The organism is Glutamicibacter sp. FR1, from assembly GCF_047300825.1.
GTDB lineage: Bacteria > Actinomycetota > Actinomycetes > Actinomycetales > Micrococcaceae > Glutamicibacter > Glutamicibacter nicotianae.
In genome coordinates this window covers 1,427,034-1,448,255 of sequence record NZ_CP178602.1, presented here as the reverse complement: position 1 = coordinate 1,448,255, position 21,222 = coordinate 1,427,034, and the positions used below count along the sequence as shown (strand labels likewise).

20 protein-coding genes are annotated in these 21,222 nt (G+C 60.5%); 11 read left to right on the top strand and 9 right to left on the bottom strand.

Going from position 1 to position 21,222, the window contains the following annotated elements; translation table 11 throughout:
• Positions 1–31: 31 nt before the first annotated feature.
• A complete protein-coding gene (locus ACLQ8T_RS07080) occupies positions 32–619 on the top strand; it encodes a helix-turn-helix domain-containing protein (protein ID WP_413456184.1) in 588 nt (195 codons plus the stop codon).
• A gap of 191 nt (positions 620–810) precedes the next feature.
• On the top strand, positions 811–4,203 hold the full coding sequence (locus ACLQ8T_RS07075) for an efflux RND transporter permease subunit (RefSeq protein WP_413456183.1): 3,393 nt from the start codon (positions 811–813) through the stop codon (positions 4,201–4,203).
• An 87-nt stretch (positions 4,204–4,290) separates the two neighbouring features.
• Here the strand turns inward: ACLQ8T_RS07075 and ACLQ8T_RS07070 are convergent, their stop codons facing one another.
• The 3 genes from ACLQ8T_RS07070 to ACLQ8T_RS07060 all read right to left on the bottom strand — a co-directional run bounded on the left by ACLQ8T_RS07070 (position 4,291) and on the right by ACLQ8T_RS07060 (position 6,090).
• On the bottom strand, positions 4,291–4,926 hold the full coding sequence (locus ACLQ8T_RS07070) for a CueP family metal-binding protein (protein WP_413456182.1): 636 nt from the start codon (positions 4,924–4,926) through the stop codon (positions 4,291–4,293).
• Positions 4,927–4,959: 33 nt separating this feature from the next.
• Positions 4,960–5,562 (bottom strand): DUF305 domain-containing protein, encoded by a 603-nt coding sequence (locus tag ACLQ8T_RS07065; protein ID WP_413456181.1) that lies wholly within the window; start codon positions 5,560–5,562, stop codon positions 4,960–4,962.
• Between the two features lie 93 nt (positions 5,563–5,655).
• Positions 5,656–6,090 (bottom strand): hypothetical protein, encoded by a 435-nt coding sequence (locus ACLQ8T_RS07060; RefSeq protein ID WP_413456180.1) that lies wholly within the window; start codon positions 6,088–6,090, stop codon positions 5,656–5,658.
• Between the two features lie 144 nt (positions 6,091–6,234).
• Between ACLQ8T_RS07060 and ACLQ8T_RS07055 the strand changes: the two genes are divergently transcribed.
• From ACLQ8T_RS07055 to ACLQ8T_RS07025, 7 genes are all read left to right on the top strand, one after another.
• Complete coding sequence (locus ACLQ8T_RS07055; RefSeq protein ID WP_413456179.1) at positions 6,235–6,687, top strand: MarR family winged helix-turn-helix transcriptional regulator; 453 nt, start codon at positions 6,235–6,237, stop codon at positions 6,685–6,687.
• Positions 6,688–6,721: 34 nt separating this feature from the next.
• Positions 6,722–7,144: an organic hydroperoxide resistance protein gene (locus ACLQ8T_RS07050; RefSeq protein WP_413456178.1), complete on the top strand. Its 423-nt coding sequence runs from the start codon at positions 6,722–6,724 to the stop codon at positions 7,142–7,144.
• A complete protein-coding gene (locus ACLQ8T_RS07045) occupies positions 7,137–7,574 on the top strand; it encodes a DoxX family membrane protein (RefSeq protein WP_413456177.1) in 438 nt (145 codons plus the stop codon). Before ACLQ8T_RS07050 ends, ACLQ8T_RS07045 begins: the two co-directional genes overlap by 8 nt.
• A 1,024-nt stretch (positions 7,575–8,598) precedes the next feature.
• Positions 8,599–9,732, top strand: a complete 1,134-nt coding sequence (locus tag ACLQ8T_RS07040) for an LLM class flavin-dependent oxidoreductase (RefSeq protein WP_121866599.1) — start codon at positions 8,599–8,601, stop codon at positions 9,730–9,732.
• Positions 9,716–10,174, top strand: coding sequence for a MarR family winged helix-turn-helix transcriptional regulator (locus ACLQ8T_RS07035; RefSeq protein WP_149596720.1), 459 nt, complete (start codon positions 9,716–9,718; stop codon positions 10,172–10,174). Before ACLQ8T_RS07040 ends, ACLQ8T_RS07035 begins: the two co-directional genes overlap by 17 nt.
• Positions 10,175–10,298: 124 nt before the next feature.
• On the top strand, positions 10,299–10,982 hold the full coding sequence (locus ACLQ8T_RS07030) for a hypothetical protein (protein WP_413456176.1): 684 nt from the start codon (positions 10,299–10,301) through the stop codon (positions 10,980–10,982).
• A 109-nt stretch (positions 10,983–11,091) separates the two neighbouring features.
• On the top strand, positions 11,092–11,685 hold the full coding sequence (locus ACLQ8T_RS07025; protein ID WP_413456175.1) for a dihydrofolate reductase family protein: 594 nt from the start codon (positions 11,092–11,094) through the stop codon (positions 11,683–11,685).
• Between the two features lie 12 nt (positions 11,686–11,697).
• On the opposite strand, the gene ACLQ8T_RS07020 is transcribed toward ACLQ8T_RS07025, so the two are convergent.
• Both ACLQ8T_RS07020 and ACLQ8T_RS07015 read right to left on the bottom strand, forming a co-directional pair.
• Complete coding sequence (locus tag ACLQ8T_RS07020) at positions 11,698–12,174, bottom strand: SRPBCC domain-containing protein (protein WP_413456174.1); 477 nt, start codon at positions 12,172–12,174, stop codon at positions 11,698–11,700.
• Between the two features lie 69 nt (positions 12,175–12,243).
• Positions 12,244–12,753, bottom strand: a complete 510-nt coding sequence (locus ACLQ8T_RS07015) for a GNAT family N-acetyltransferase (RefSeq protein WP_413456173.1) — start codon at positions 12,751–12,753, stop codon at positions 12,244–12,246.
• A 451-nt stretch (positions 12,754–13,204) separates the two neighbouring features.
• Here ACLQ8T_RS07015 and ACLQ8T_RS07010 point away from each other — a divergent pair, with 451 nt between their 5' ends.
• On the top strand, positions 13,205–14,632 hold the full coding sequence (locus tag ACLQ8T_RS07010; protein WP_413456172.1) for a D-alanyl-D-alanine carboxypeptidase family protein: 1,428 nt from the start codon (positions 13,205–13,207) through the stop codon (positions 14,630–14,632).
• 300 nt (positions 14,633–14,932) lie between these two features.
• Positions 14,933–16,108 (top strand): hypothetical protein, encoded by a 1,176-nt coding sequence (locus ACLQ8T_RS07005; RefSeq protein WP_413456171.1) that lies wholly within the window; start codon positions 14,933–14,935, stop codon positions 16,106–16,108.
• A 171-nt stretch (positions 16,109–16,279) separates the two neighbouring features.
• Here the strand turns inward: ACLQ8T_RS07005 and ACLQ8T_RS07000 are convergent, their stop codons facing one another.
• The 4 genes from ACLQ8T_RS07000 to nadA are packed head-to-tail and all read right to left on the bottom strand — an operon-like array spanning position 16,280 to position 21,205.
• On the bottom strand, positions 16,280–17,422 hold the full coding sequence (locus tag ACLQ8T_RS07000) for a cysteine desulfurase family protein (RefSeq protein WP_413456170.1): 1,143 nt from the start codon (positions 17,420–17,422) through the stop codon (positions 16,280–16,282).
• Positions 17,419–18,285, bottom strand: a complete 867-nt coding sequence (nadC, locus tag ACLQ8T_RS06995) for a carboxylating nicotinate-nucleotide diphosphorylase (RefSeq protein ID WP_413456169.1) — start codon at positions 18,283–18,285, stop codon at positions 17,419–17,421. Before nadC ends, ACLQ8T_RS07000 begins: the two co-directional genes overlap by 4 nt.
• Positions 18,282–19,925, bottom strand: a complete 1,644-nt coding sequence (nadB, locus tag ACLQ8T_RS06990; RefSeq protein ID WP_413456168.1) for an L-aspartate oxidase — start codon at positions 19,923–19,925, stop codon at positions 18,282–18,284. The genes nadC and nadB overlap by 4 nt, the downstream gene beginning before the upstream one ends.
• Positions 19,922–21,205 (bottom strand): quinolinate synthase NadA, encoded by a 1,284-nt coding sequence (nadA, locus tag ACLQ8T_RS06985; protein WP_413456167.1) that lies wholly within the window; start codon positions 21,203–21,205, stop codon positions 19,922–19,924. The genes nadB and nadA overlap by 4 nt, the downstream gene beginning before the upstream one ends.
• Positions 21,206–21,222 lie beyond the last annotated feature (17 nt).

Sequence of the window (21,222 nt, the reverse complement as noted above, 5' to 3'; positions counted from 1 at the left end):
TTTAGTATGCGAACGGTGCCATAATGCAGGAATGGGAACGATTAGTACTGCACATGATCTGGGGCGAGCAATCCGTGGCGCCCGGATTCAAAACGGCTTGAGCCAACAGGCGCTCGCAAGCAAAACCGGGCAATCACGAAAGTTCATCGTAGATCTTGAATCAGGCAAAGAGACGGCTGAGCTCGGCGCTTCCTTGCGAGTTGCCAATGCCTTGGATATCCACTGGGCTGCCCCACTTCCAACTCCTCAGTTAATACTCGACGAGGCAGTCCGCGATATTGCCCACGAGCTGTCTTCCGGCGACAACGAATTCGCTCTTAGAATCGCAATGAATGCATTGAAGCAATCGAAAATGATGAAGCCGGAACACCTGAAGAAGCCCAAATCTACCGGGAGCGGACGATTCGATGCCTTGCTGGCAGCGGGCGCGCGGATTGCGCTTGATGGCGTTTCAACGCGGAAACCTCGGTGGGGAGTGAAACTGCAGAATCCATGGTTTCCAGGTGCAGACACCCGGAGCATGAGCGAGGCGTTCAAGGAATTGACGATAAAGCGCACCCCGAAGGCGTTCGCTGATTTCAATATTTTCCTCAAAGACAATTCGCTGGAGATGTCGTGAACAAAGACTTCACGTTAGGTGAGATTCGCGAACTGCTCATCTAACTACCGGCCGCTACAGGCAGCTGCCGGGTAGTCCATTCGGATGATTTTTGCGTGCTTAACATCTCTCCGTGACCGTTGTGCAATGGCAACCAACTAGAGTTGAAGGCAAGCCCCATTCACCCAGGACACCGCTAGGACCTCACCCGCATGCAGCGCTTGGCCACATTGTCATTGAGAAACAGGGCGCTGATCGCGCTCATCACGGTTTTCGCCGCCATTTTCGGCGTGATTTCCATGGGATCGCTCAAGCAGGAGCTGATCCCGGAACTGGAATTCCCGCAGATCTCGGTCATGGCAACCCAAATGGGTTCCAGCCCCGAGGTGATCGACGAACAGGTCGCCGAACCGCTGGAAACCGCGCTGCAGGCTGTCGAGGGCCTGGAATCCTCCACCGCCACCTCGCAGACCGGCTTCACCCGCATCGGCTTGACCTTCGAATACGGCACGGACATGGACCGCGCCCGCACCCAGGTGGAACGGGCCATTGCCAACTCCAAGTCCCAGCTGCCCGAGGATGTGGAGCCGACCGCGTTCGCCGGTTCCATCGCCGATTTCCCGGTGCTGGTCCTGGCGGTCTCCTCGGACCAGTCGCTGGAAGCGCTCAACGACGACGTGGAGCGCATCACCCTGCCCAAGCTGCAGAAGATCGACGGCGTGCGCGAGGCCTCGGTCTCCGGCGGCTCCTCCCAGCACATTGCGGTGATCCCGAAGGACAGCCAGATGCGCGAGGCCGGGCTGTCCGTCGCGGACCTGAAGGACGGCATCGAGAACGCCGGCTCCCCCATGCCCATCGGCAACATGGACGTCGACGGACTGGAGCTTCCGGTGATTGCCGGGTCCACCCCGGATACCCTGGACGCCATCAAGGACATCCCGCTGGTCACCGACAACGGTCCGGTGCTTCTCAAGGACGTCGCCGAGGTCTCGGTGCAGGCCGACGAGGCCACCAGCATCACCCGCACCAACGGCGAGGAAACCCTGTCCATCCAGGTCACCAAGACCCCGGATGGCGACACCGTAGCCATCTCGCATGCCATCACCGCGATGCTCACCGAGCTGGAATCGGAGCTGGGCCACAAGGCCACCATGACCACGATCTTCGACCAGGCGCCGTTCATCGAGAACTCGATCAAGCACCTGGCACTGGAAGGCGCGCTGGGCCTGGGCTTCGCCGTGATCATCATCCTGGTGTTCCTCTTCTCGGTACGCTCCACCCTGGTCACCGCAATTTCCATCCCGCTGTCGCTAATGGCGACGTTCATCGGGATGAACGTCTTCGGGTACACGCTGAACATGCTGACCCTGGGCGCACTGACCATTTCCATTGGCCGCGTGGTGGATGACTCGATTGTGGTCATCGAGAACATCAAGCGCCATCTGGCCCACGGCGAATCCAAGGCGCAGGCCATCCTGCTGGCGGTCAAGGAAGTTGCCGGCGCCGTTACCGCGGCGACCCTGACCACCGTGGCGGTATTCCTGCCGATCGCCCTGGTGGGCGGCATGGCCGGCGAGCTGTTCAGCCCGTTCGCGCTGACCATGACCATCGCGCTGCTGGCCTCGCTGCTGGTATCGCTGACCATCGTCCCGGTGCTGGCGTACTGGTTCCTGCCGCACCGCCCGGGCAGCGGCGAAACCCACACCGTGCACGTAGCCGAAGACAAGTCCTGGCTGCAGCGCGCCTATATCCCGGTGCTGAAGAAGACCCAGAAGCACCCTGTCATCACGCTGCTCGCCTCCGTGCTGGTGCTTGCCGGCACCGTGGCGATGACCCCGCTGCTGAACACCAACCTGCTGGGCTCCACCGGTGAGAACTCGATTTCCATCACCGCCGAAATGCCGTCGGGCACGGCCATGGAAACCACCGAGAAGGAAGCGGCGAAGATCGAATCAAAGCTCGCGGACATCGACGGCATCGAAGATGTCCAGCTGACCGTGGGCACCGCCAGCGGCATGGCGGCCATGTTCTCCTCCGGCTCGGACACCGCCAGCTTCACCGTGATCACCGATCCCGATGCGGACCAGGAAGCGCTGAAGAACACGGTGCGCGAGCAGGTCGAGGCACTGGACCTGCCCAAGGACCTGGACCTAGGGTTCGGCTCGAACTCCTCGGCCATGATGTCCAGCGATGTCACCGTCGAGGTCAAGGCCCCGGATGAGGGAATCCTGCGTGAGGCGACCACCGCGACGCGCGAAGCGCTGGAAGGCACCGCGCACGTCACCGAAATCTCCGATAACCTCTCTGCCGAACGCGAGCAGGTCTCCATCGATATCGATGCCACCAAGGCCGCCGAGTCCGGGCTGACCGAAACTCAGCTGGCTGGCATGGTTGCCTCCCAGGTCTCCCCCGTTCCTGCCGGCACGCTGCGCCTGGAGTACACCGACATGACGGTGCAGATCGGCGAGGGCATGGACCTGGACAGCCTTGACAAGCTGCGCGAGCTGGAGATCCCGACCGCCGCCGGCGTCAAGGAACTGCAGGACCTGGCCACCGTGGAACGCGCCAAGGTGGTCCAGCAGGTCACCACCTCCAACGGCGAGCGGATCGCCACCGTCACCCTGACTCCTGCAGAGAACATGCTCGGGGATGTGTCCAAGGACGTCACCGAGCGCCTGGAGTCGGTGCAGCTGCCTGAGGGCGCCACTGCCGAAATCGGCGGCGCCGCCACCGAGCAGGCCGAGTCCTTCAACCAGCTGTACCTGGCGCTGCTGGCGGCCATCGCCATTGTCTACGTGATCATGGTGGCGACGTTCAAGTCGCTGATCCAGCCGCTGATCCTGCTGGTCTCGATTCCGTTCGCGGCTACCGGCGCGATCGGCCTGCTGCTGATCTCCGGCATCCCGCTGGGACTGCCGTCGCTGATCGGCATGCTGATGCTGGTGGGCATCGTGGTGACCAACGCGATTGTGCTGATCGACCTGATCAACCAGTATCGCGAGGACACGCCCGAGCGCCCTGCCATGGTGCTGGAAGATGCCATCATGCACGGCGCCCGCCAGCGCCTGCGACCGATTTTGATGACCGCGCTGGCGACCATCTTCGCGCTGGTGCCGATGGGCCTGGGCCTGACCGGCCAGTCGGGTTTCATCTCCCAGCCTTTGGCTGTGGTGGTCATCGGCGGCCTGGTCTCCTCCACCTTGCTCACGCTGATCCTGGTGCCGGTGCTCTACCGCTTAGTCGAGTCCCGCAAGGAGAAAAGCGCCAAGGCGCGCTCTGCGCGCAGGCATTCGGCGCAGCAGCACACCGCGGCCCAGGACCTGACCCGTGCCATGGACAGCGCCAGCGCCAAGATCGCGCCGGAGGCTGCACCGGCAGCCGATGCCAAGTCCAAGTCTGAAGACACGGCCGGAGACAAGGACAAGGACAAGGACAAGGAACAGCCGAAACCAGCCGAGACTGGCAAGGCCGGCAAGAATGAGAATCCGGCGGCACCGGCCGATCAGGTCGTCAACCCGTTGACCGGACAGATTCCGGTCTCGCGCAGGGAACGCCGCGCGTTCGAAGAGATGATGAAGCAGACGCCGCCAAAGACTGACGACTAGCTTTCAGCGTCGATAGAAATCGGGCCTGCAACCACAACGGTGGTTGCAGGCCCGATGCCGTTATCGCGAAGCCAACGACAGCTGGTGCTACACCAGCTGTAGCTCCGTCAGGCAGGTCGCGTTCTCATCCCCGGCGGTGGTCACCGTGGTTTGCGCGGTCTTTCCCTGGTACGTGAACTCCAGGTCCACCGAAATTCCCCGCGGAACCCACAGGCCGATAAATCCGTTGTCGAAGGATTCCATGTCCTGGTCCACCAATACTTCACCGGTATCCGAGTTGACTGCCTTGACCTTCATTTCCACGCCTTGCAGCTGCCCCACGCAGGTGGTGAGGCTATGGAAATGGCAGCTGTGCGTCTGGTCCACATAGGGTGCGGCCGAGAGGTAGTACTGGTCTTCGGGTAGCGGCAGGTTCGCGGTGCGTCCCGATTCATCGGCCAGCACCAGCTGCGTTGGCTTCACCTGGGCGGTGAAGTTCTCAGTCCGTTGATCCAGTGGCATGCGGTCGAGCTGGTCGATGACCTGCTTGGCGTCCAACCCTTCCAGTCCCAGCTCGGCAAGGAACTGCCCTGCGTGCTCGGCACCGATGGCTGTCGTGGCAGACTGGCTTGCTGGTTGCCCGGCACTGCATCCTGCGAGGAGGGCCAGTGCCAGGACGGTTCCAGCGCCGGTTGCTGCCGCCTTCCAGCGTGCAGTGCGAGGGGGCGAAATTCGTTGAGTCAAGTGATATCCCATCTTCCTGGTTCGCAGCACCGTTTACAGTCCGGCCAGCAGCTGTTTCATTTCATCGATTTCAGCTGTCTGAGAGTCGATGATCTGCCCAGCCAATTCCTTGGCCTCGGCATTCTGGCCGTCCTCCAGCTCCGACTCGGCCATGTCCACCGCACCTTCGTGATGCATGATCATCTGCTCGAGGAACAGCTGCGCCGCTTCCTTTCCGGAAGCTTCCTGCAGTGCCTTGATCCCGTCTTCCGGAACCATGCCATCGTGCTCCATGCTTCCGTGGTCCATGCCTTCTGGCATGTCCCACTCGGCTAGCCAGCTGTCCATTCGCTCGATCTCCGGCGCCTGGGCTGCCTTGATGCGCTCGGCCAAGGCTGTGACCTCCTGCGGGATGTCTTTCTTGCCCAAGATCATCTCGGACATCTCGATCGCCTGTTCATGGTGCACCTTCATGCCCGAAGCGAAAGCCATATCGGCATCGTTGGCTGACGCTGACTGGTCCATGGAATGGCCGGCCTGCGAATCGGACGCTGAGGCGCTCGGCGCCGGGGTACTTGATGATTCCCCCGCGCATCCGGCGAGGGCGAGCGTTGCGCCCAGCACGAGGGCGCTGCAAATGAGGATCTGCTTGTTCATGGTAATTCTCCTGGTGGATATCGAACGTGAATGGCGCCCGCCTGCGGCGGCGCCGGAACCAGCCGGAGGCCGGTGCGTGGACCGGCCAAGCCCTCACGTTCGGCAGATCCCCAAGGCAACCAGATCAGGTTTTTCCGGCCCGATACCAGGCAGCGCCGATGCCGCGCACAACGTCTGCGGGAACGCCGTCGGGAGCACGGCTACGGTATGCGGCGGCCGCAAGAACAGCAGCATGGCCAGCAGCGCCAACACGCAACCCGCGGCGGCCATGCCATGGTCCATCGGACAGTCGGCGCAGCCCTGCTCCGAGCCACCCGCGTCGGCTGGCGGCGCATGTGGCGTGGGCTCGGCGTCTGCCGGATGTGCATGGGCCACCGGGGCCAAGGACTGCGACGGGGCTGCATGGTTCATCACATGCATCGAGAACAAGCCGAGGAGCACCGCGCTGATCAGGAACAGCGAGCGGACGACCGCCAGGCGGGGGCAGTTGCGCCCGCCGGCCTTCGCCGGGTGTTTTCCGATGCTCATGAATCCCAGCTTAGCGACGGCAGCTCACGGACGCGAAGCGCGTCCACGTCCGAATCCCCGTTCTGCGTTGATTGCAGCTCCAAGCTCGGATATACCATTAATATTTAAGTTGTGCACAATTGAATTGTGTGCAATCATTATTCCATGGCAATAGTTGACGATATGGTGTGCTTCTCCCTCTACTCGGCAAGCCGGGCAACCACTCGCGCATATACCGAACTGCTCGCCCCATGGCAGCTGACCTACACCCAGTATCTGGTGCTCGTTGCGCTGTGGACCGAAGGCGATAAGCCGGTGCGCGAAATCGGCGAAATGCTCCAGCTGGACTCCGGGACCCTGTCTCCGCTACTTCGCCGGCTGGAGCAGAAGGGCTTCATTGAACGGCGCCGCGATAGCCAGGACAGCCGCGTCGTCAACGTCAACTTGACTCCCGCTGGCACATCCCTGCGCAAGGACCTGGCGCACATCCCGGCGCAGATTGCTTGCGGTACCGGACTGCCGGATATGCAAAGCGCCAAAGCGCTGCTGGCAACCCTGCACCGCATCACCACTTCCATGCAGGAAATCCCTGCTCCGGAGCAACCCTCCCGAAAATAGCTGCAAGCTTTCACCATCAACGAAAGGCAATTCCATGGAAACCCTATACACCGCAGAGTCCCTGTCCACCGGCCAAGGCCGCGAAGGGCGCGTCCAGACCCCCGACGGCAAGCTCGACCTGGTTTTGGCCTCCCCGGCAGAACTAGGCGGCTCGGGAGCCGGTACCAACCCGGAACAGCTGTTCGCCGCTGGCTACGCCGCTTGCTTCCACTCGGCATTAAATCTGGTCGCGCGCGGCCGCAAGGTAAAAATTGACGACTCCAGCGTCGGCGGCCGTGTCCACCTGAACCGCGACGGGGAGAACGGATTCAAGTTGTCGGTAGAGCTGGAAGTCATCATTCCCGGCCTGGAACCCGCACTGGCCCAGGAACTGGCCGATGCGGCTCACCAAGTCTGCCCCTACTCCAATGCCACCCGCGGCAACATCGATGTCCTGGTCAGCGTCAGCGATGACTAGGTCCCGGGCGGCGAAACCCCTGGGATTAGCGCGGCACGGAGCACGGATAGCGCTCGGCTCATTTCTCGGCTTCGCCGGGGTCAGCCACCTGACCTTTGCCCGCGAGGAATTCCGCGCACAGGTCCCTGACTTCGTCCCGCTGGATCCGGACCTGACAGTCATCCTTTCCGGTGTCGTGGAAATCGGCCTGGGACTTTCCTTGCTGGCGCTGCTCAGGAAGCGGGTAGCCGTGGGCTGGATCGCCGCCCTCTTCTTCGTCGCAGTGTTCCCCGGCAATCTAGCCCAGTGGCAGGAGGGACGCGATGCGTTCGGCTTGGACACCGACGCGAAACGACTGGCCCGGCTCTTCTTCCAGCCGGCGCTGATAGCGCTCGCACTGTGGAGCACCGCAGCATGGCGCGACCGGGCCCAGCTGCGGTCCAAGGCCTAGAAAAGCGGCGGCATGCGCACGGCGGGAGTTTCGGGCATCACGCCGGATGCCCCGCCGTGCACTGCCTGCGCAATTTCGCTGGCCGGCGGTCTGGCGCCCGCCCATGGCTAGGCATCCCGGCGTTTCAAGCTGATGCATGCTGCGCCGAGCAAAGCAACGCTCCACGCAATCAAGACCATCAAGGCCACCAAAAGCCCGTACGGTTCGCTGGCTTCGATCGCCATGAACGTCGCTGCGTTGGTTGGCAAATACTGGATCACTTCTTGGATCCGCTCGATAGGCCTCGGGCAGCTCGCTCAACGCGTCGGCAATTTCGGTCAAGGTCAGCCCCACACGCTGGCCGGCGGCAATAATGGCCAACCTGCGCAGCGTGTGCTTGGGAAAAGGCGCATGTTCCCGCTGGTACGGGTGGAGAAAATCAGGTTCCGCGATTCATAGAACCTGATGGTGGCGACTGAATACCCCGGCCCGGCGTGCAAGATCCCCGATGCCCAATTGGTTTTTCTTGGTTGGCACTGCGGATTCGCTGCGGGTCATAAAAGGAATTATTCAGGTCAACCCGCTTGACCTCAAGTTAGCTAGAGCCTGCTGGCGGTCGTATGAATAACGACGAAAGGCCACGACTTGAGCATCACCCAGATCCACCCACGCAACACCCCGTTCTCACTGAAGCCGGAACTGCAACTTGATGCCGGGAACGCTGCTCCGTTGAACGCGCGCCAGCTGCGGCGTTATCTGCGGTAGCTACGCAAGCACCGACGCCATTGCCAGTGCACGCCGCAGGGAACATCAATGGAATTGCCCCATGAGCACAATTCCCTCTTCTGGGGCGGCGGCTTCATCCCCACGCATCGCTGAGCCACGGTGTGCGGCCGGAGGACTGGCACGAACGAACAGAAGCAAGTGCAAGCAAGTGCACCATTCAGGGAATGGGAATATTTGACGCATCAATTTGTTATTACATGCATACGCATATAAATTGGTGGCAGGACAAAATGCTTGCACCGTCGTAACAGGAGTGGACATGCAATTCGGAGTATTCTCAGTCAGCGACATCACTCGCGACCCGACCACCGGCCGCATCCCCACCGAGAAAGAGCGCATCGACGCATCGGTGGCAATCGCCAAGAAGGTCGAAGAGATCGGCATGGATGTCTATGCCATCGGCGAGCACCACAACCGTCCCTTCTTCTCTTCCTCCCCCACCACCACGCTGGCCTACATTGCCGCGCAGACCGAGCGCATCATCCTGTCCACGGCGACTACGCTGATCACCACCAATGACCCGGTGAAGATCGCCGAGGACTTCGCGATGCTCCAGCATCTGGCCGACGGCCGCGTGGACCTGGTCCTGGGCCGCGGCAACACCGGCCCGGTCTACCCATGGTTCGGCAAGAACATGCAGGACTCGGTCAACCTGACCGTGGAGAACTACCACCTGCTGCGCCGCCTGTGGGATGAGGATGTGGTGAACTGGGAAGGCAAGTTCCGCACCCCGCTGCAGAACTTCACCTCGACCCCACGCCCGCTCGATGACGTGGCACCGTTCGTCTGGCACGGATCGATCCGTACCCCGCAGGTCGCTGAAATCGCCGCCTACTACGGCGACGGCTTCTTCGCCAACAACATCTTCTGGCCGAAGGAGCACTACCAGCAGCTGATCGGCTTGTACCGCGAGCGCTACGAGCACTACGGCCACGGACGCGCAGACCAGGCAGTGGTGGGACTGGGCGGCCAGTTCTACATGGCCAAGGATTCCCAGCAGGCGGTCAAGGAATTCCGCCCGTACTTCGATAACGCCCCGGTCTACGGGCACGGCCCATCGCTGGAAGACTTCACCGCGCAGACCCCGTTGACCGTCGGCTCGCCGCAGCAGGTGCTGGAGAAGACCCTGTCCTTCCAGGAATACTTCGGCAGCTACCAGCGCCAGCTGTTCCTGATCGACCACGCGGGCCTTCCGCTGAAGACCGTGCTGAACCAGCTGGACATGTTCGGCGAGTACGTGCTGCCTGAACTGCGCAAGGAAATGGAGTCCCGCGCACCGAAGGACCTCACCCCGGCACCAACGCATGAAGGCCTGGTGGCCGCTCGCAACGCTAAACTGGTCGCTGAGCAAGCAACCACCAAGGAGCCAGCAGCAAGTGACCGGGACCAGTAATCCAGCAGCCTCGTTGAAGGTCACCACCGATGCCTGGGAAGCGCTTTTCCGGGCACAGGTGGCGGTCATGCGCCAGATCACCGCAATGCCCGAATTCGGCAAGCTCTCCATGCGCGAGTACGACGTGCTGTTCAACTTGCGCACCTGCCCCGGAGGCAAGAGCCGGCTGGTTGACCTGAATAAGCAGCTGCTGATCTCGCAACCCAGCCTGAGCCGCATGGTCACCCGATTGGAAGATCAGGGGCTGGTAGTTCGCGAACCCGACCCGGATGACCATCGCGCCATGCAGCTCTCGCTGACCGAGAAGGGACGCAAGCTGCAGCAGGAAATCGGGCGCGAGCACGTCAAGCACCTGCACAACCTGCTGGGCAGCGCGCTGAGCGAAGACGAATTCCATGAACTGCGGCGCCTGAGCACCAAGCTGCGAGATGCGGTGCAGTAGCGCATCCGCCAGGCCCGGAAGGACATGCCATGAGGCAGCTCCTTCCGGGCTCTTTGGCATTGCATGGGATTAAATTGATTCATCATCACCTGTTCATTTACGGCATGCAGAAGGCAGATCACTTTTGAAGGACGAGAAGCTATTCAGCTTGGAAGAAGCCGCCGGCACCCTTGGGGTAGACACCAAGCAACTGCGCAGCTATCTGCGCCAGCATCGTCCCAAGGGCGCAATCCAGAAGCCTCCCCAGCCAGGCGGCACGTGGCATGTGTCCACCACCTTGCTGGCCCAGCTGCAGTTCGCCGGCGCACCGGGAATGGACATTGCCCTCAAGCCCATTGATGACCAGGTCATTGATTCGCTGGAATGGTCGCCGTGGGAATCCTTCGAAGCCACCGCCGACTCGGCACCTGTGGCTCCGGGGGTCTACATTTTCCGCCGAGCCGGCGCCGAGGACCACGAGCCCATCTACGTAGGGCAGGCCGGCGAGCGCAGCGGCAAGGGCCTGCGCGGACGGCTGAAGATCTATTCCAGCGGCAAGGGTGCGACTTCCGGCCTGGGCAAGTACGCCTTCGACGAAGCGTTGGCGGACTCGCAGTGGCTTCGGGCGCTGGCGACCGAGGCTGATCGCGGCGAGTCCCGGACCGTCCAGCAAGTGGCACGTCTGGCCATTGACCGCTTGCATCTCGAAGGCCGGTGGGTGACCTGCATCCACCGCAAGGCTGCCCTGCTGCTGGAAGCCGCGTTGATCCGGAAATACCACGCTACGTTGTGGAATGTCGCCGGTGCGCCGAAGGATGCCGGGAACTGAGTCTCCTGCTGGATTTTCCCGGGCTTGGGGTTGATTCTGCTTGCGTGCAGGTTCATTGTTGGAGTAGCCACCCTCCCGCCAGCACGTAGGTTGAATCGAGGCATTTGCCATGGGCCCGGTAGTTTGCGATGTCACCGTCTCCTTGGACGGATTCTGCGCTGGACCCAATCAGAGCATGGAGCAGCCGCTGGGCGAAGGAGCCGAAGCGCTGCACCGCTGGCAGTTCGAGAATCCCGAGGAGAACCAGGCCGAAATCGCTGCCATTACCCAAGCCTCGGCTTTCATCATGGGCAGCAAGATGTTCGGCCCTCCAGCCGGAGAAGACGAGGCCGGCTGGATCGGGTGGTGGGGAGAGTACCCTCCGTATCAAGCACCGGTCTTCGTGCTGACCAATCATCCGAAGCCGGTGCTTTGCCTGGAGGGCGGAACCAGCTTCCAGTTCATCTCCGAGGGGATCGAGGAAGCCCTCGCCGAGGCACGGGAAGCCGCTGGCGAGAATCCGGTGGCCGTTGCCGGCGGTGCGAACACGATCGTGCAATTCCTGCGCGCCGGCCTCATTGACGAGCTGCGGCTGCATATCTCGCCGATCCGCCTGGGACGCGGGGAGCCCATCACCGTTGAAGACATAGAAACACATATGGACCGCGTTTCCCGCCGCGAAACGTCACTCGTGACGCATGTGTACTACCGTCGCCGCCGGTAGCTCACGCACGGGCTATTTGTAGAAGCCTTCGCGCAGGTTGATCCCGTACTCCAGCCAAGCTTTCATTGCGGCCAGCATTCCGGTCCATCCCTCGCAATTGCCGAAGGCGGCCTTGGCACCGTCGGCGGTGGCAACCCAGCTCGCTTCGCTGATGGTCACCTTGGTTCGGGTGCTGTCCTCCAGGGACTCGAAGTCGAACCTCACGGTATTCATGCCATCTTCAGCCGTGGATTGCTGGCCGACCCACTGGATGACGATGCGCTTTGGTTCTTCCACTTCCACAACCTTGACCGGGAATGCTCCGGGGAAATCATGGAAGTCCCAGGTAACGGTGGCACCGTTTTCCAAGTATCCTTCAGCTCCCCCGGTAGTGAAATAATGGGAAAGCTGTTCCGGATCGGCCACAGCTTCGAAGACTTGCCTGATCGACTTGGCAATGATGCCTGAGACGGAGAAGGACAGTTCGCGAAGCTCTTCATGTGTTTCCATATGTCAGGTTTACGCCCGAGGTGCACAGGTGACAATAGGAACGGGAAAATTCCCAGCGAAAATTAGCGGCTAAACGCCAAACGGCTTGGCATAACGGTAGTCGCCGCGCGGCAGGCAGCTGTCATCGAAGACGCGCACCATGAAGTGCTCGCCCCACGACGGAACTGAAGGGTGGATGCCTCGCAGCTGGGCATCTTCGTAGCCGAAGCGGCTGTAATAGCCAGGGGCACCGAGCAGGACAATGCCGCTGATGCTTTCTTGCTCAGCCCTGTCATGAATTTCTTGCATCAGGATCGATCCGACACCCCGGTGCTGGTATTCCGGAGCGACAGCCAGCGGACCTAGTCCCAGTAAGGGTTCCCCATTGACTGCGCCCCATGTCGCGATGACGTGGCCGATAACCGTTGTGTCGTCCAGGGCAACGATTGAGAAGCGGTTGTCATATTGGTCGCACTCGAAGAGCTGCTGCAGCAGTCCGACTTCCTCAGGCTCAACCATCGGATCGATTCCGGCGAACGCAGCGTGCGTAATTGCATACACCGCAGCTCGGTCATCGAAGACTTCTGGACGGATACGCATGCACGCAAACCTACCAAATCTCGCCCAACTAGAAAAATTGACTCGTCGCATTATTCTGTTCGCCAGAACGCCTGCCCAGGGCATCTCCGCGCCTGCTGGAGAAAAGATTGCAGCATCTTGCGAGCAAGTCTGGGGCCGCGATTTCCCGCGCAACCGGCCTTGTAGAACTACGAGGCTGAATGGAATTCCCGATTGCTGCTTGGCCGGGGCCACGACTCGTGGAAATTCTCCGATTCCCCACGTGGGAAGATGCTTCTCCTGGTGCAGGCAGGACATCGCAGATGATGGCACGTGGTTTCATCCAAGGGATAAAACAATCCGCTTGCTTCCGCAAAAGCTCGGTCGCAATAGGCTCGTTTCATCTCCAACGTTTGCAGTAACACCTTGAATGACTCATGGATAAGTGATGGAATGATGGTCGCATCGCTTGTCACCTCTATCGGAGAATTCCATGAAACAGCCTCGGGCGTTCAAGATTTCCATGGCTGCCGCGCTATCGGCTGCGCTGTTCGCAACAGTGCTGCCGGCAAATCCGGCACTAGCCACAGCTCCTGCCTCCGCCATGTCAGTGCCCCAAGCACAGGTGCTCACAGTTGACAACGGACTGCAGATTGCTGCCAAGAAGATCCAGCGCAATCCAAGCAAGGATGACGTCTTCGTCAACAAGAAGTACCCGCTGAGTCCCGTGAAGTTCGCTCCGAAGACGGTCGCCGTCAAAGGCACCAACGTCAGGCTGAGGTCCTCGGCCGCCAAGGCCTACACCAAGATGGTGAAGGCGGCGGCCAAGGATGGCGTAAAGATTCGCGCCGTCAGCGGATACCGTTCATACAACCGCCAGGCGGAGCTGTTCAACTACTACTCGCGCATCTACGGCAAGAGCTACGCTTCGCGCATTTCTGCTGTACCAGGCACCAGCGAGCACCAAACCGGTCTGGCAATTGACGTTGGAAACGCCAATGGCGCCTGCGGATTGCAGGCCTGCTTCGCCAACACTCCTGTGGGCAAGTGGGTTGGCAAGAATGCGCACAAGTACGGCTTCATCATGCGATATCAGAAGGGCCAGGAATCCGTTACCGGCTACGCCTACGAGCCATGGCACTTCCGCTACTTGGGCACCTCGCTGGCCAAGAGCGTCAAGAATTCAGGTGCCAAGAGCCTCGAAGCCTACTACGGGGTTTCCGGCAAGAAGTCTGACAGCGCTCCGAAGAAATCCAAGGGCACTGCACAGACCACCGCTAATCTGAATATGCGCACCGGGGCGGGCACTGGCAATCGCGTGCTGCTGACCATCCCGAAGGGCAAGACCGTCCAGCTGACCGGTTCCAAGAAGTCCGGCTGGTACCAGGTTCGCTACAGCTCGAAGACCGGCTGGGTTTCAGGCAAGTACCTGAAGAACGTCTCGATGCCGTCTGCGCCGAAGAAGGATACGAAGAAGAGCACGCCGCAGAAGAACACCAGCAACGCCAAGTCGGCCAAGACCACGGCCAACTTAAACATGCGTACCGGGGCAGGCACTAGTAATCGCATCGTGCTGACCATCCCGCAGGGCAAGAAGGTAGCCATTCGCGGTGCCAAGAAGTCCGGCTGGTACCCGGTGAAGTACGCAGGCAAATACGGCTGGGTCTCGGGTACCTACCTGAGCAGTTTCTCCTCGACCGGTACAGCTCCGAAAACGACGAAGCCCAAGACCTCGAAATCTTCGTCAAAGAAGACCATCGCGAATTTGAACATGCGCACCGGTGTTGGGACGAGCAAGCGAGTCATCCTCACCATTCCCAAGGGCAAGACGGTGACGGTCCGCGGTGCGAAGAAGTCCGGCTGGTACCCAGTGAAGTATGCAGGCAAGAACGGCTGGGTCTCTGGCAAGTACCTGCGCTAATTCTTTGAACTAGCGCACCAGTGTCCGCATTGTGGAAGATAGGCGATTCATTCTCAAATGAATCGCCTATCTTTTTGCTGTTGCACTTCCCCAAGGTACAGCGAAGTTGCCACTTCAATGGTCAATTATTTACTTCGACGCTCAACGGCAAGTTCGCAAGTCGCTAACTGGCAGACACAGGATTGGCCGCTTCATGGTTCCAAACGGATCCCGTTTCCTAGCACTTATTGGATAGGCTAAGAGCAACTTGCCTACACTTCGCGCAGCTGGTTTCCAGCACAAAACTTTGGGGGAAATACATTGCAGGAAAGCACGAACCAGAAGTCTGATCTCGCCAGCCAGCAGGAGGAAGAAGAACTAGGTGCGGTGGATCCGAACGCCACGAATCCGGATCACGGAGCGGACGAGACCCTCTCCGATATGCTCAAGGATCAGAATGTCGACGCCGAGCAATTCGCGACTGCTTTCCTCAAGAAAGTAATTCGGCTCAGAGGCGTGAAAATCGATCGTGATCATTTCCTCACGGCAGAGCTGCACAAAAAGGGATGCAGCCGCGATCAGATAGATAGGGCAGTCTCTACCAACCCAGCCGCGGCAGGCATCGGGCCCAAGATGTTGGATGAAATCGCTTCCGAATCCATTGACTTTGAAACCCGCAAATCCACTGCTTTGTCATTTGCCAGTGGATTACCTGGCGGTTTGTTCATGTTCGGAACCATCCCGGCGGATATCACGCAGTTCTATATCCATGCGTTCAGGGTCATGCAAAAAATTGCTTACACCTACGGTTGGCAATCTTTCCTCGACGACGTGGATCATATCGATGATGAAACCTTGGGTAAGCTTGCTGGTTTTCTCGGCGTGATGATGGGAGTCAGCGGGGCATCGACCACGGTCGGCCGGTTCGCTGCCCAGGTAGCCGGACCGGCTATTCAGAAAAATTTAGCCAAGCAGGCTCTGACAAAAACCGCCTGGTATGGTCCGATGAAACAAACGCTGAAGTTGATTGGCGTCAATGTCACCAAGCAAAGCTTTGCGAAGAGCGTCAGCAAGATTGTTCCTGTCGTTGGCGGTGTGGTCTCGGGAGGACTGACCTTCGTTACGCTCAAGGTGCAGTCCAATAGGCTGAAGCAGCACTTGCGCGAGCTTCCGCCACCTCTAGTTGACGCAGCGCAGTATTTGGCTGCCCTTCAGGATCTGGACAAGACCGAAACCGAGAATGGCCTGTCGGCGACGCTGAGTTCAGCAGGAGCTTCTGTCCGCGACAAGGCACACAAGGTTTCGGATTCCGTGCGCGACAGCAACTTGGTAAAAGGTGGCCTGTCTGGAGCTTCTGCTGGCGTATCCAAGGCGAAAAATCTTGGGTCATCGCTGGCCGGTGCAGCTAGCGGGCGACTTGGCGGAAAGAAGCGAGCCGAACGCCAACAGGCACTCCCCGCTGCTCCGACCGATGAGCAACAGGAAACCGACGACTGATAGCCAAGCGATCTCGAACGATTCCCCAAAAGCTGGAGCAGACGATCACAGCTTTTGGGGAAATATTCGTCCTAGGACATTGCAGGATGCTGCAATGTGTCAAGAAGTCCGTCGGAGCCACTGTCACCGAACTGCAAACACAACATTGGACAATCCAGGCTATAGCCTTGGCTATTTCAGAAGCCCGGAAACGCAAGAAACGACAGCCGACGCTACCTGGCTGATCTCGTTCTCTTTCACCGTACGTGTGAACGACAGCCTGACAGCCGTATGGGCCAATTCTTCTTCATAGCCCATTGCGGTGAGCACCGCGGAAGGATCGGTCGAGCCTGCAGCGCACGCAGAACCCGAAGAGCAGAGGACTCCCCTGCGGGCCAGCTCAATCAACACCGTTTCCCCAGCGGTCTTTGGGAAGACGAAAGAGGCGATGCCGCCAACGCGATGCACCGGATCGCCGGTGAGCTGGACACTTCCCGGGTGCTTGGCATTGAGCTCATTGAGAATCCGCTCAATCAGGTACGGGCCAAAGTTGTCGCCAAGTCCGGCTTCGCGCTGCGCAGTCGCCGCTTGCAACGCCACGGCTATGCCAACGGCGGCAGCCGGGTTCTCGGTGCCCGAACGCAGTCCGCCCTGCTGCCCGCCACCGTGCATCAGCGGCACAAAGCGGTGCTTGCCTGACAGATACATTGCTCCGCTGCCCTTGAGGCTGCCGATCTTGTGCCCGGAGATGCTCAATGCGTCCACGGCAACGCACAATGGCTTGAGATCGATCCAGCCGGCGGCCTGCACGGCATCCGTATGCATGATCGCCCCGGCAGCGTGTGCCAGTTGGGCCAACTGCTCGACCGGCTGAGTGGTGCCGACTTCATTGTTCACCGCCATCACCGAAACCACGGCAACATCCGCATCGATCAGCTGGCCGGCCACTTCCAGATCCACGAGCCCCGTGGCCGAGACAGGGATGATGCGGTGTTCGAATCCGTGGAATTCAACCAGATACTTGCAGGCTTCCAGCACTGCTGGATGCTCAATGGCGCTGGAGACCACTACACGTCCGCGGGGTTTGGCCAAGGCCGCGCCGATGACGGCAGCGTTGGCTCCCTCGGTGCCGCCGGAAGTGAAATACACTTCTTCTGCCGCCACACCCAGCTGGCCGGCTACCTGCGTTCTTGCCCAGTCATTGGCCCGCTTGGCTTGCTGGCCGGCTTCATGCAAGGATGCCGGATTGCCGAAATCCTTGGTCAGCAATGGGTTGAGCATGTCGAGAACGTCTTGGCGAGGTGGCGCAGTGGATGCGGCATCCATGTAGATCATGCAATAACCATATCCAGACCAAGGTCGATTGCTTTCACCGAGTGGGTGATGGCACCCGAAGAAATGACATCGACACCGGCCTCGGCGACTGCCGCAACGGTGGCCGCGTTGATGTTCCCGCTGGCTTCGACCACTGCTTGCCCGTTAATCAGTTCAATTGCTGCAGGAATGTCAACCGGATCAAAGTTATCCAGCATGATGATGTCCACTCCAGCGGCGAGCACCGGCGGAATCTGCTCAATGGAATCCACTTCAACTTCCATCGAGGTAGTGTGCCCCAGCCGGGAGCGCACGGATTTCAGGGCTGCGGTCAGCTGCTCCCCGTTATCCAGCAAGGCCAGATGGTTGTCCTTGGCCATGAAAGCATCGGACAGGTTGTCGCGGTGATTGACTCCCCCACCGCAACGGACAGCATAACGTTCGAGGACGCGAAGTCCTGGCGTTGTCTTCCTGGTATCGGCAATGCGGGCTTTGGTGTGCGCAACCAGTCCTACCAGTTCGGCGGTTGCGGTGGCGATGGCACTCATGCGCTGCAAGAGGTTGAGTCCCACGCGTTCAGCGGTCAGCAAGCTCGCCGCAGGCCCGCAGACCCTGAGCAAGCTATCTCCGGCAGCAAAGGACTTTCCCTCGGCAACCAGCTGCTCGACCTCCAGCCGCGCATCGACCAGCTGCATCGTCCTGGTAAATACTGCCCCACCGGAGAGCACGCCCGGCTGACGGGCCTGCACCACGGCAGTAGCTCTCGCACCATCGGGCACGATGGTCAGGGCGGTGATGTCGCCACGCGGATTGTCCTCGGCGAGCGCCATTTCAATGATGCGGTCCATGGCTGCGGTGGGTACCGGATGGATCAAAGTGTTCACGCGTTCAGTTCCTTGCTCAAGAAGTTCTTGTTATTCAGCTCGCTTGGGTGCAATGTCCAGCCATAGCGGACGCTCTGGTATGGCCCACTGCCGGTGCATTCGGTTGAATCAAGGCGATGGTGTGCACCCAGGCTTCCGATGCGTGCCATGGCACCTGCGGCAATGATCCGTGCGGCGATCCATAGATTGCGCAGTTCCGCTTGCTCTCGAGCCGTGGCCGCTACCGGGGCACTCGTCGCCAGCATCTGTGCCATTTCCTCCAGCTGCCCACCGGTGCGGTAGACGCCAAGGGAGTTGCTGGCAGCGGCCTGCAGGCGCTCAAGATCCAGCGGCGCTTCCGGGATGGACTCTGAGATCTGCCGGATGGCTAGCCCTTCGATAGTGCAGCGGGCATCCGCCGGGTCGCTGCTCACTGCCACAACGGCGTCCCGGGCGAAGACCATGGCTTCTAGCAACGAGTTGCTGGCCAAACGGTTGGCACCGTGAACTGTCGTGTTGGCGCATTCACCGGCCGCATAGAGTCCGGGGACACTGGTACGTCCTGAGGTGTCGGTGTAGATCCCGCCCATGAAGTAATGCTGGGCAGCCACCACCGGAATCAGGTCATGAGCCATGTCCAATCCGGAACCGTCCTCGGTGCACGAGGCGAGCTTGGCCGTGATGGAAGGGAAACGGGTTGCGAGGAATCCTGCGCCACGGGCTGCTTCCACTGCCCGCGCATCAAGGAAAACCTGGTGCCCGGATTGGATTTGCCCATGGATGCCTCGGGCTACGACATCACGGGGTGCCAGTTCTGCATCCGGGTGGAGTTCAGGCATGAAACGATGCCCGGCCTCGTTGACCAGGATGGCCCCTTCCCCACGCACCGCTTCGGACACCATGCCGGCCTTCGGATATTTGGCAGGGTCAACTAGTGTTGGATGGAATTGGATGAATTCGGCATCAGCGATCACAGCACCAGCCCGGGCGGCCAGGCCAAGGCCGTCGGCGGTTGCGCCTTCGGGATTGGTGGTCGCCGAGTACAACTGTCCAATCCCGCCAGTTGCCAATAGCACCGACTCGGCTTCAAGCAGCTGCTCCGCGTCGTGGCGCAGATAGTGCACCCCTGAGACTCTTCCGTCCTGCAGCAGCAGGTCTGTGGCTAGCGCATCCTCGATGATGCTGAGCTCGTTTGCAGTCTCCAGTTGGCGCACGGCGCGAACCAGCGTTTTCACCAACGAAGCGCCCGTGGCATCGCCGTTGATATGCAGAATTCGGTGTGCGCTGTGTGCGGCCTCAAGGCCGAGCTGGTAGGAGCCGTCTGAATTTCGGTCAAACTCCACCGCGTAGGTTTCCAAGGCCTGCACCAGCTCTTCGCCCGAGGAGCACAGGTGTTCCACTGGTTCCAGACCGCAGTGTCCCGCGCCGGCTTTCAGGGTATCGGCAACGTGCTTGGCTACCGAGTCGCCGTGGGCTAGGGATGCTTCGGTGACAGCCGACAGGCCACCCTGCGCGTGCTCGGAGTTCGAGTCGCCGAGTTTGCCTTTGGTCAGCAGTACCGGCCGGATGCCCAGCTTCACGGCTTGCAGGGCAGCGCATAGGCCTGCCATGCCCGAGCCGATGATCACCAGCTTCTCTGGTGTTCGTTGCTCCTGGCTCATGGCTTGGCAGCCAGCATGCGCTCCAGTGCGATCTTTGCGTCTGCCTGCTGTTCCGCCGGCACCGAGATCTGGTTGACCACGCGTCCGGCAACCAGCTCTTCGAGTACCCAGGCAAGGTAGCCCGGGTGGATCCGGTACATGGTGGAGCATGGGCAGATCACTGGATCAAGGCAGAAGATGTTGTGCTGCGGATACTGGGCAGCCAGGCGGTTGACCATGTTGATTTCGGTTCCGATGGCGAAATCCGTCGGTTCGGTTGCGGCTGCAATGGCCTTTTGGATGTAGTCGGTGGAGCCGGCTTCATCTGCGGCGTCTACGACTTCCATCGGGCATTCCGGGTGCACGATAACGCGCACGCCCGGGAAGTCCTGGCGCGCCTTGGCGATCTGCGCAGGGTTGAAGCGCTTGTGCACGGAGCAGAAGCCGTGCCACAAGATGACCTTGGCATCGAGTAATGTGGCAGCTTCGTTGCCACCCAGTTCCTTGCGCGGAGTCCACATTGGCATTTGCTCCAATGGAATGCCCATGGCCTTGGCGGTGTTGCGTCCGAGGTGCTGGTCCGGGAAGAACAGGACACGGCGTCCGCGCTCGAAAGCCCACTCCAAAACGGTCGCCGCGTTGGAGGAGGTGCATACCAGTCCGCCGTTGCGACCGACAAATGCCTTGAGCTCGGCGGAGCAGTTCATGTAGGTCACGGGAATGACCGGCATCCGCCCGTCATCGGCTTCATCCGCGTAGAGCGCGGTGAGCTCTTCCCAGCACTGTTGCACACTCGGGCCGTCGGCCATGTCTGCCATCGAGCAGCCTGCCGCAAGATTGGGCAAGATCACCGACTGGTCCTCGCGGCTGAGGATATCCGCGGTTTCGGCCATGAAGTGCACGCCGCAGAACACGATGGCTTCTGCCTTGTCGCGGGTCAGGGCAGCGTTGGCCAGCTGGAAGGAGTCGCCTACGAAGTCCGCGTACTTCACCACTTCGTCGCGCTGGTAGAAGTGCCCGAGGATCACTGCCTTCTCCCCCAGGGTTTCCTTGGCAGCAATGATGCGGGCATCAAGCTCGGTATCGCTGGCCTTGAGGTATTCTTCCGGGATGGAACCCTGCACCGGGTAGCCAGCTGGAACCGAATCTCCTTGGGAGGCGCCGGGCCCGTAGCCGGCAGGCGTGTCCCACGGGTTGGAAGCCAGATCGGTGGAGCAGGTGGAATCCGGCGCCAGCAGATTAAGCCGAGCGATGTTCTGGGCTACCGAGGCATTGGCCTTGTCAGTGAATTGGGTGCTCATAGGTTCGTCCGTTTCTT

Coding starts and splice junctions, on each gene's coding strand:
- ACLQ8T_RS07015 (WP_413456173.1), bottom strand. CDS start 12,753: ATGCGTATCCGTCCAGAAGTCTTCGATGACCGAGCTGCGGTGTATGCA.
- ACLQ8T_RS07060 (WP_413456180.1), bottom strand. CDS start 6,090: ATGAGCATCGGAAAACACCCGGCGAAGGCCGGCGGGCGCAACTGCCCC.
- ACLQ8T_RS07050 (WP_413456178.1), top strand. CDS start 6,722: ATGGAAACCCTATACACCGCAGAGTCCCTGTCCACCGGCCAAGGCCGC.
- ACLQ8T_RS07045 (WP_413456177.1), top strand. CDS start 7,137: ATGACTAGGTCCCGGGCGGCGAAACCCCTGGGATTAGCGCGGCACGGA.
- ACLQ8T_RS07055 (WP_413456179.1), top strand. CDS start 6,235: ATGGCAATAGTTGACGATATGGTGTGCTTCTCCCTCTACTCGGCAAGC.
- ACLQ8T_RS07000 (WP_413456170.1), bottom strand. CDS start 17,422: ATGATCTACATGGATGCCGCATCCACTGCGCCACCTCGCCAAGACGTT.
- ACLQ8T_RS07065 (WP_413456181.1), bottom strand. CDS start 5,562: ATGAACAAGCAGATCCTCATTTGCAGCGCCCTCGTGCTGGGCGCAACG.
- ACLQ8T_RS07010 (WP_413456172.1), top strand. CDS start 13,205: ATGAAACAGCCTCGGGCGTTCAAGATTTCCATGGCTGCCGCGCTATCG.
- ACLQ8T_RS07080 (WP_413456184.1), top strand. CDS start 32: ATGGGAACGATTAGTACTGCACATGATCTGGGGCGAGCAATCCGTGGC.
- ACLQ8T_RS07075 (WP_413456183.1), top strand. CDS start 811: ATGCAGCGCTTGGCCACATTGTCATTGAGAAACAGGGCGCTGATCGCG.
- ACLQ8T_RS07040 (WP_121866599.1), top strand. CDS start 8,599: ATGCAATTCGGAGTATTCTCAGTCAGCGACATCACTCGCGACCCGACC.
- ACLQ8T_RS07025 (WP_413456175.1), top strand. CDS start 11,092: ATGGGCCCGGTAGTTTGCGATGTCACCGTCTCCTTGGACGGATTCTGC.
- nadB (WP_413456168.1), bottom strand. CDS start 19,925: ATGAGCCAGGAGCAACGAACACCAGAGAAGCTGGTGATCATCGGCTCG.
- nadA (WP_413456167.1), bottom strand. CDS start 21,205: ATGAGCACCCAATTCACTGACAAGGCCAATGCCTCGGTAGCCCAGAAC.
- ACLQ8T_RS07020 (WP_413456174.1), bottom strand. CDS start 12,174: ATGGAAACACATGAAGAGCTTCGCGAACTGTCCTTCTCCGTCTCAGGC.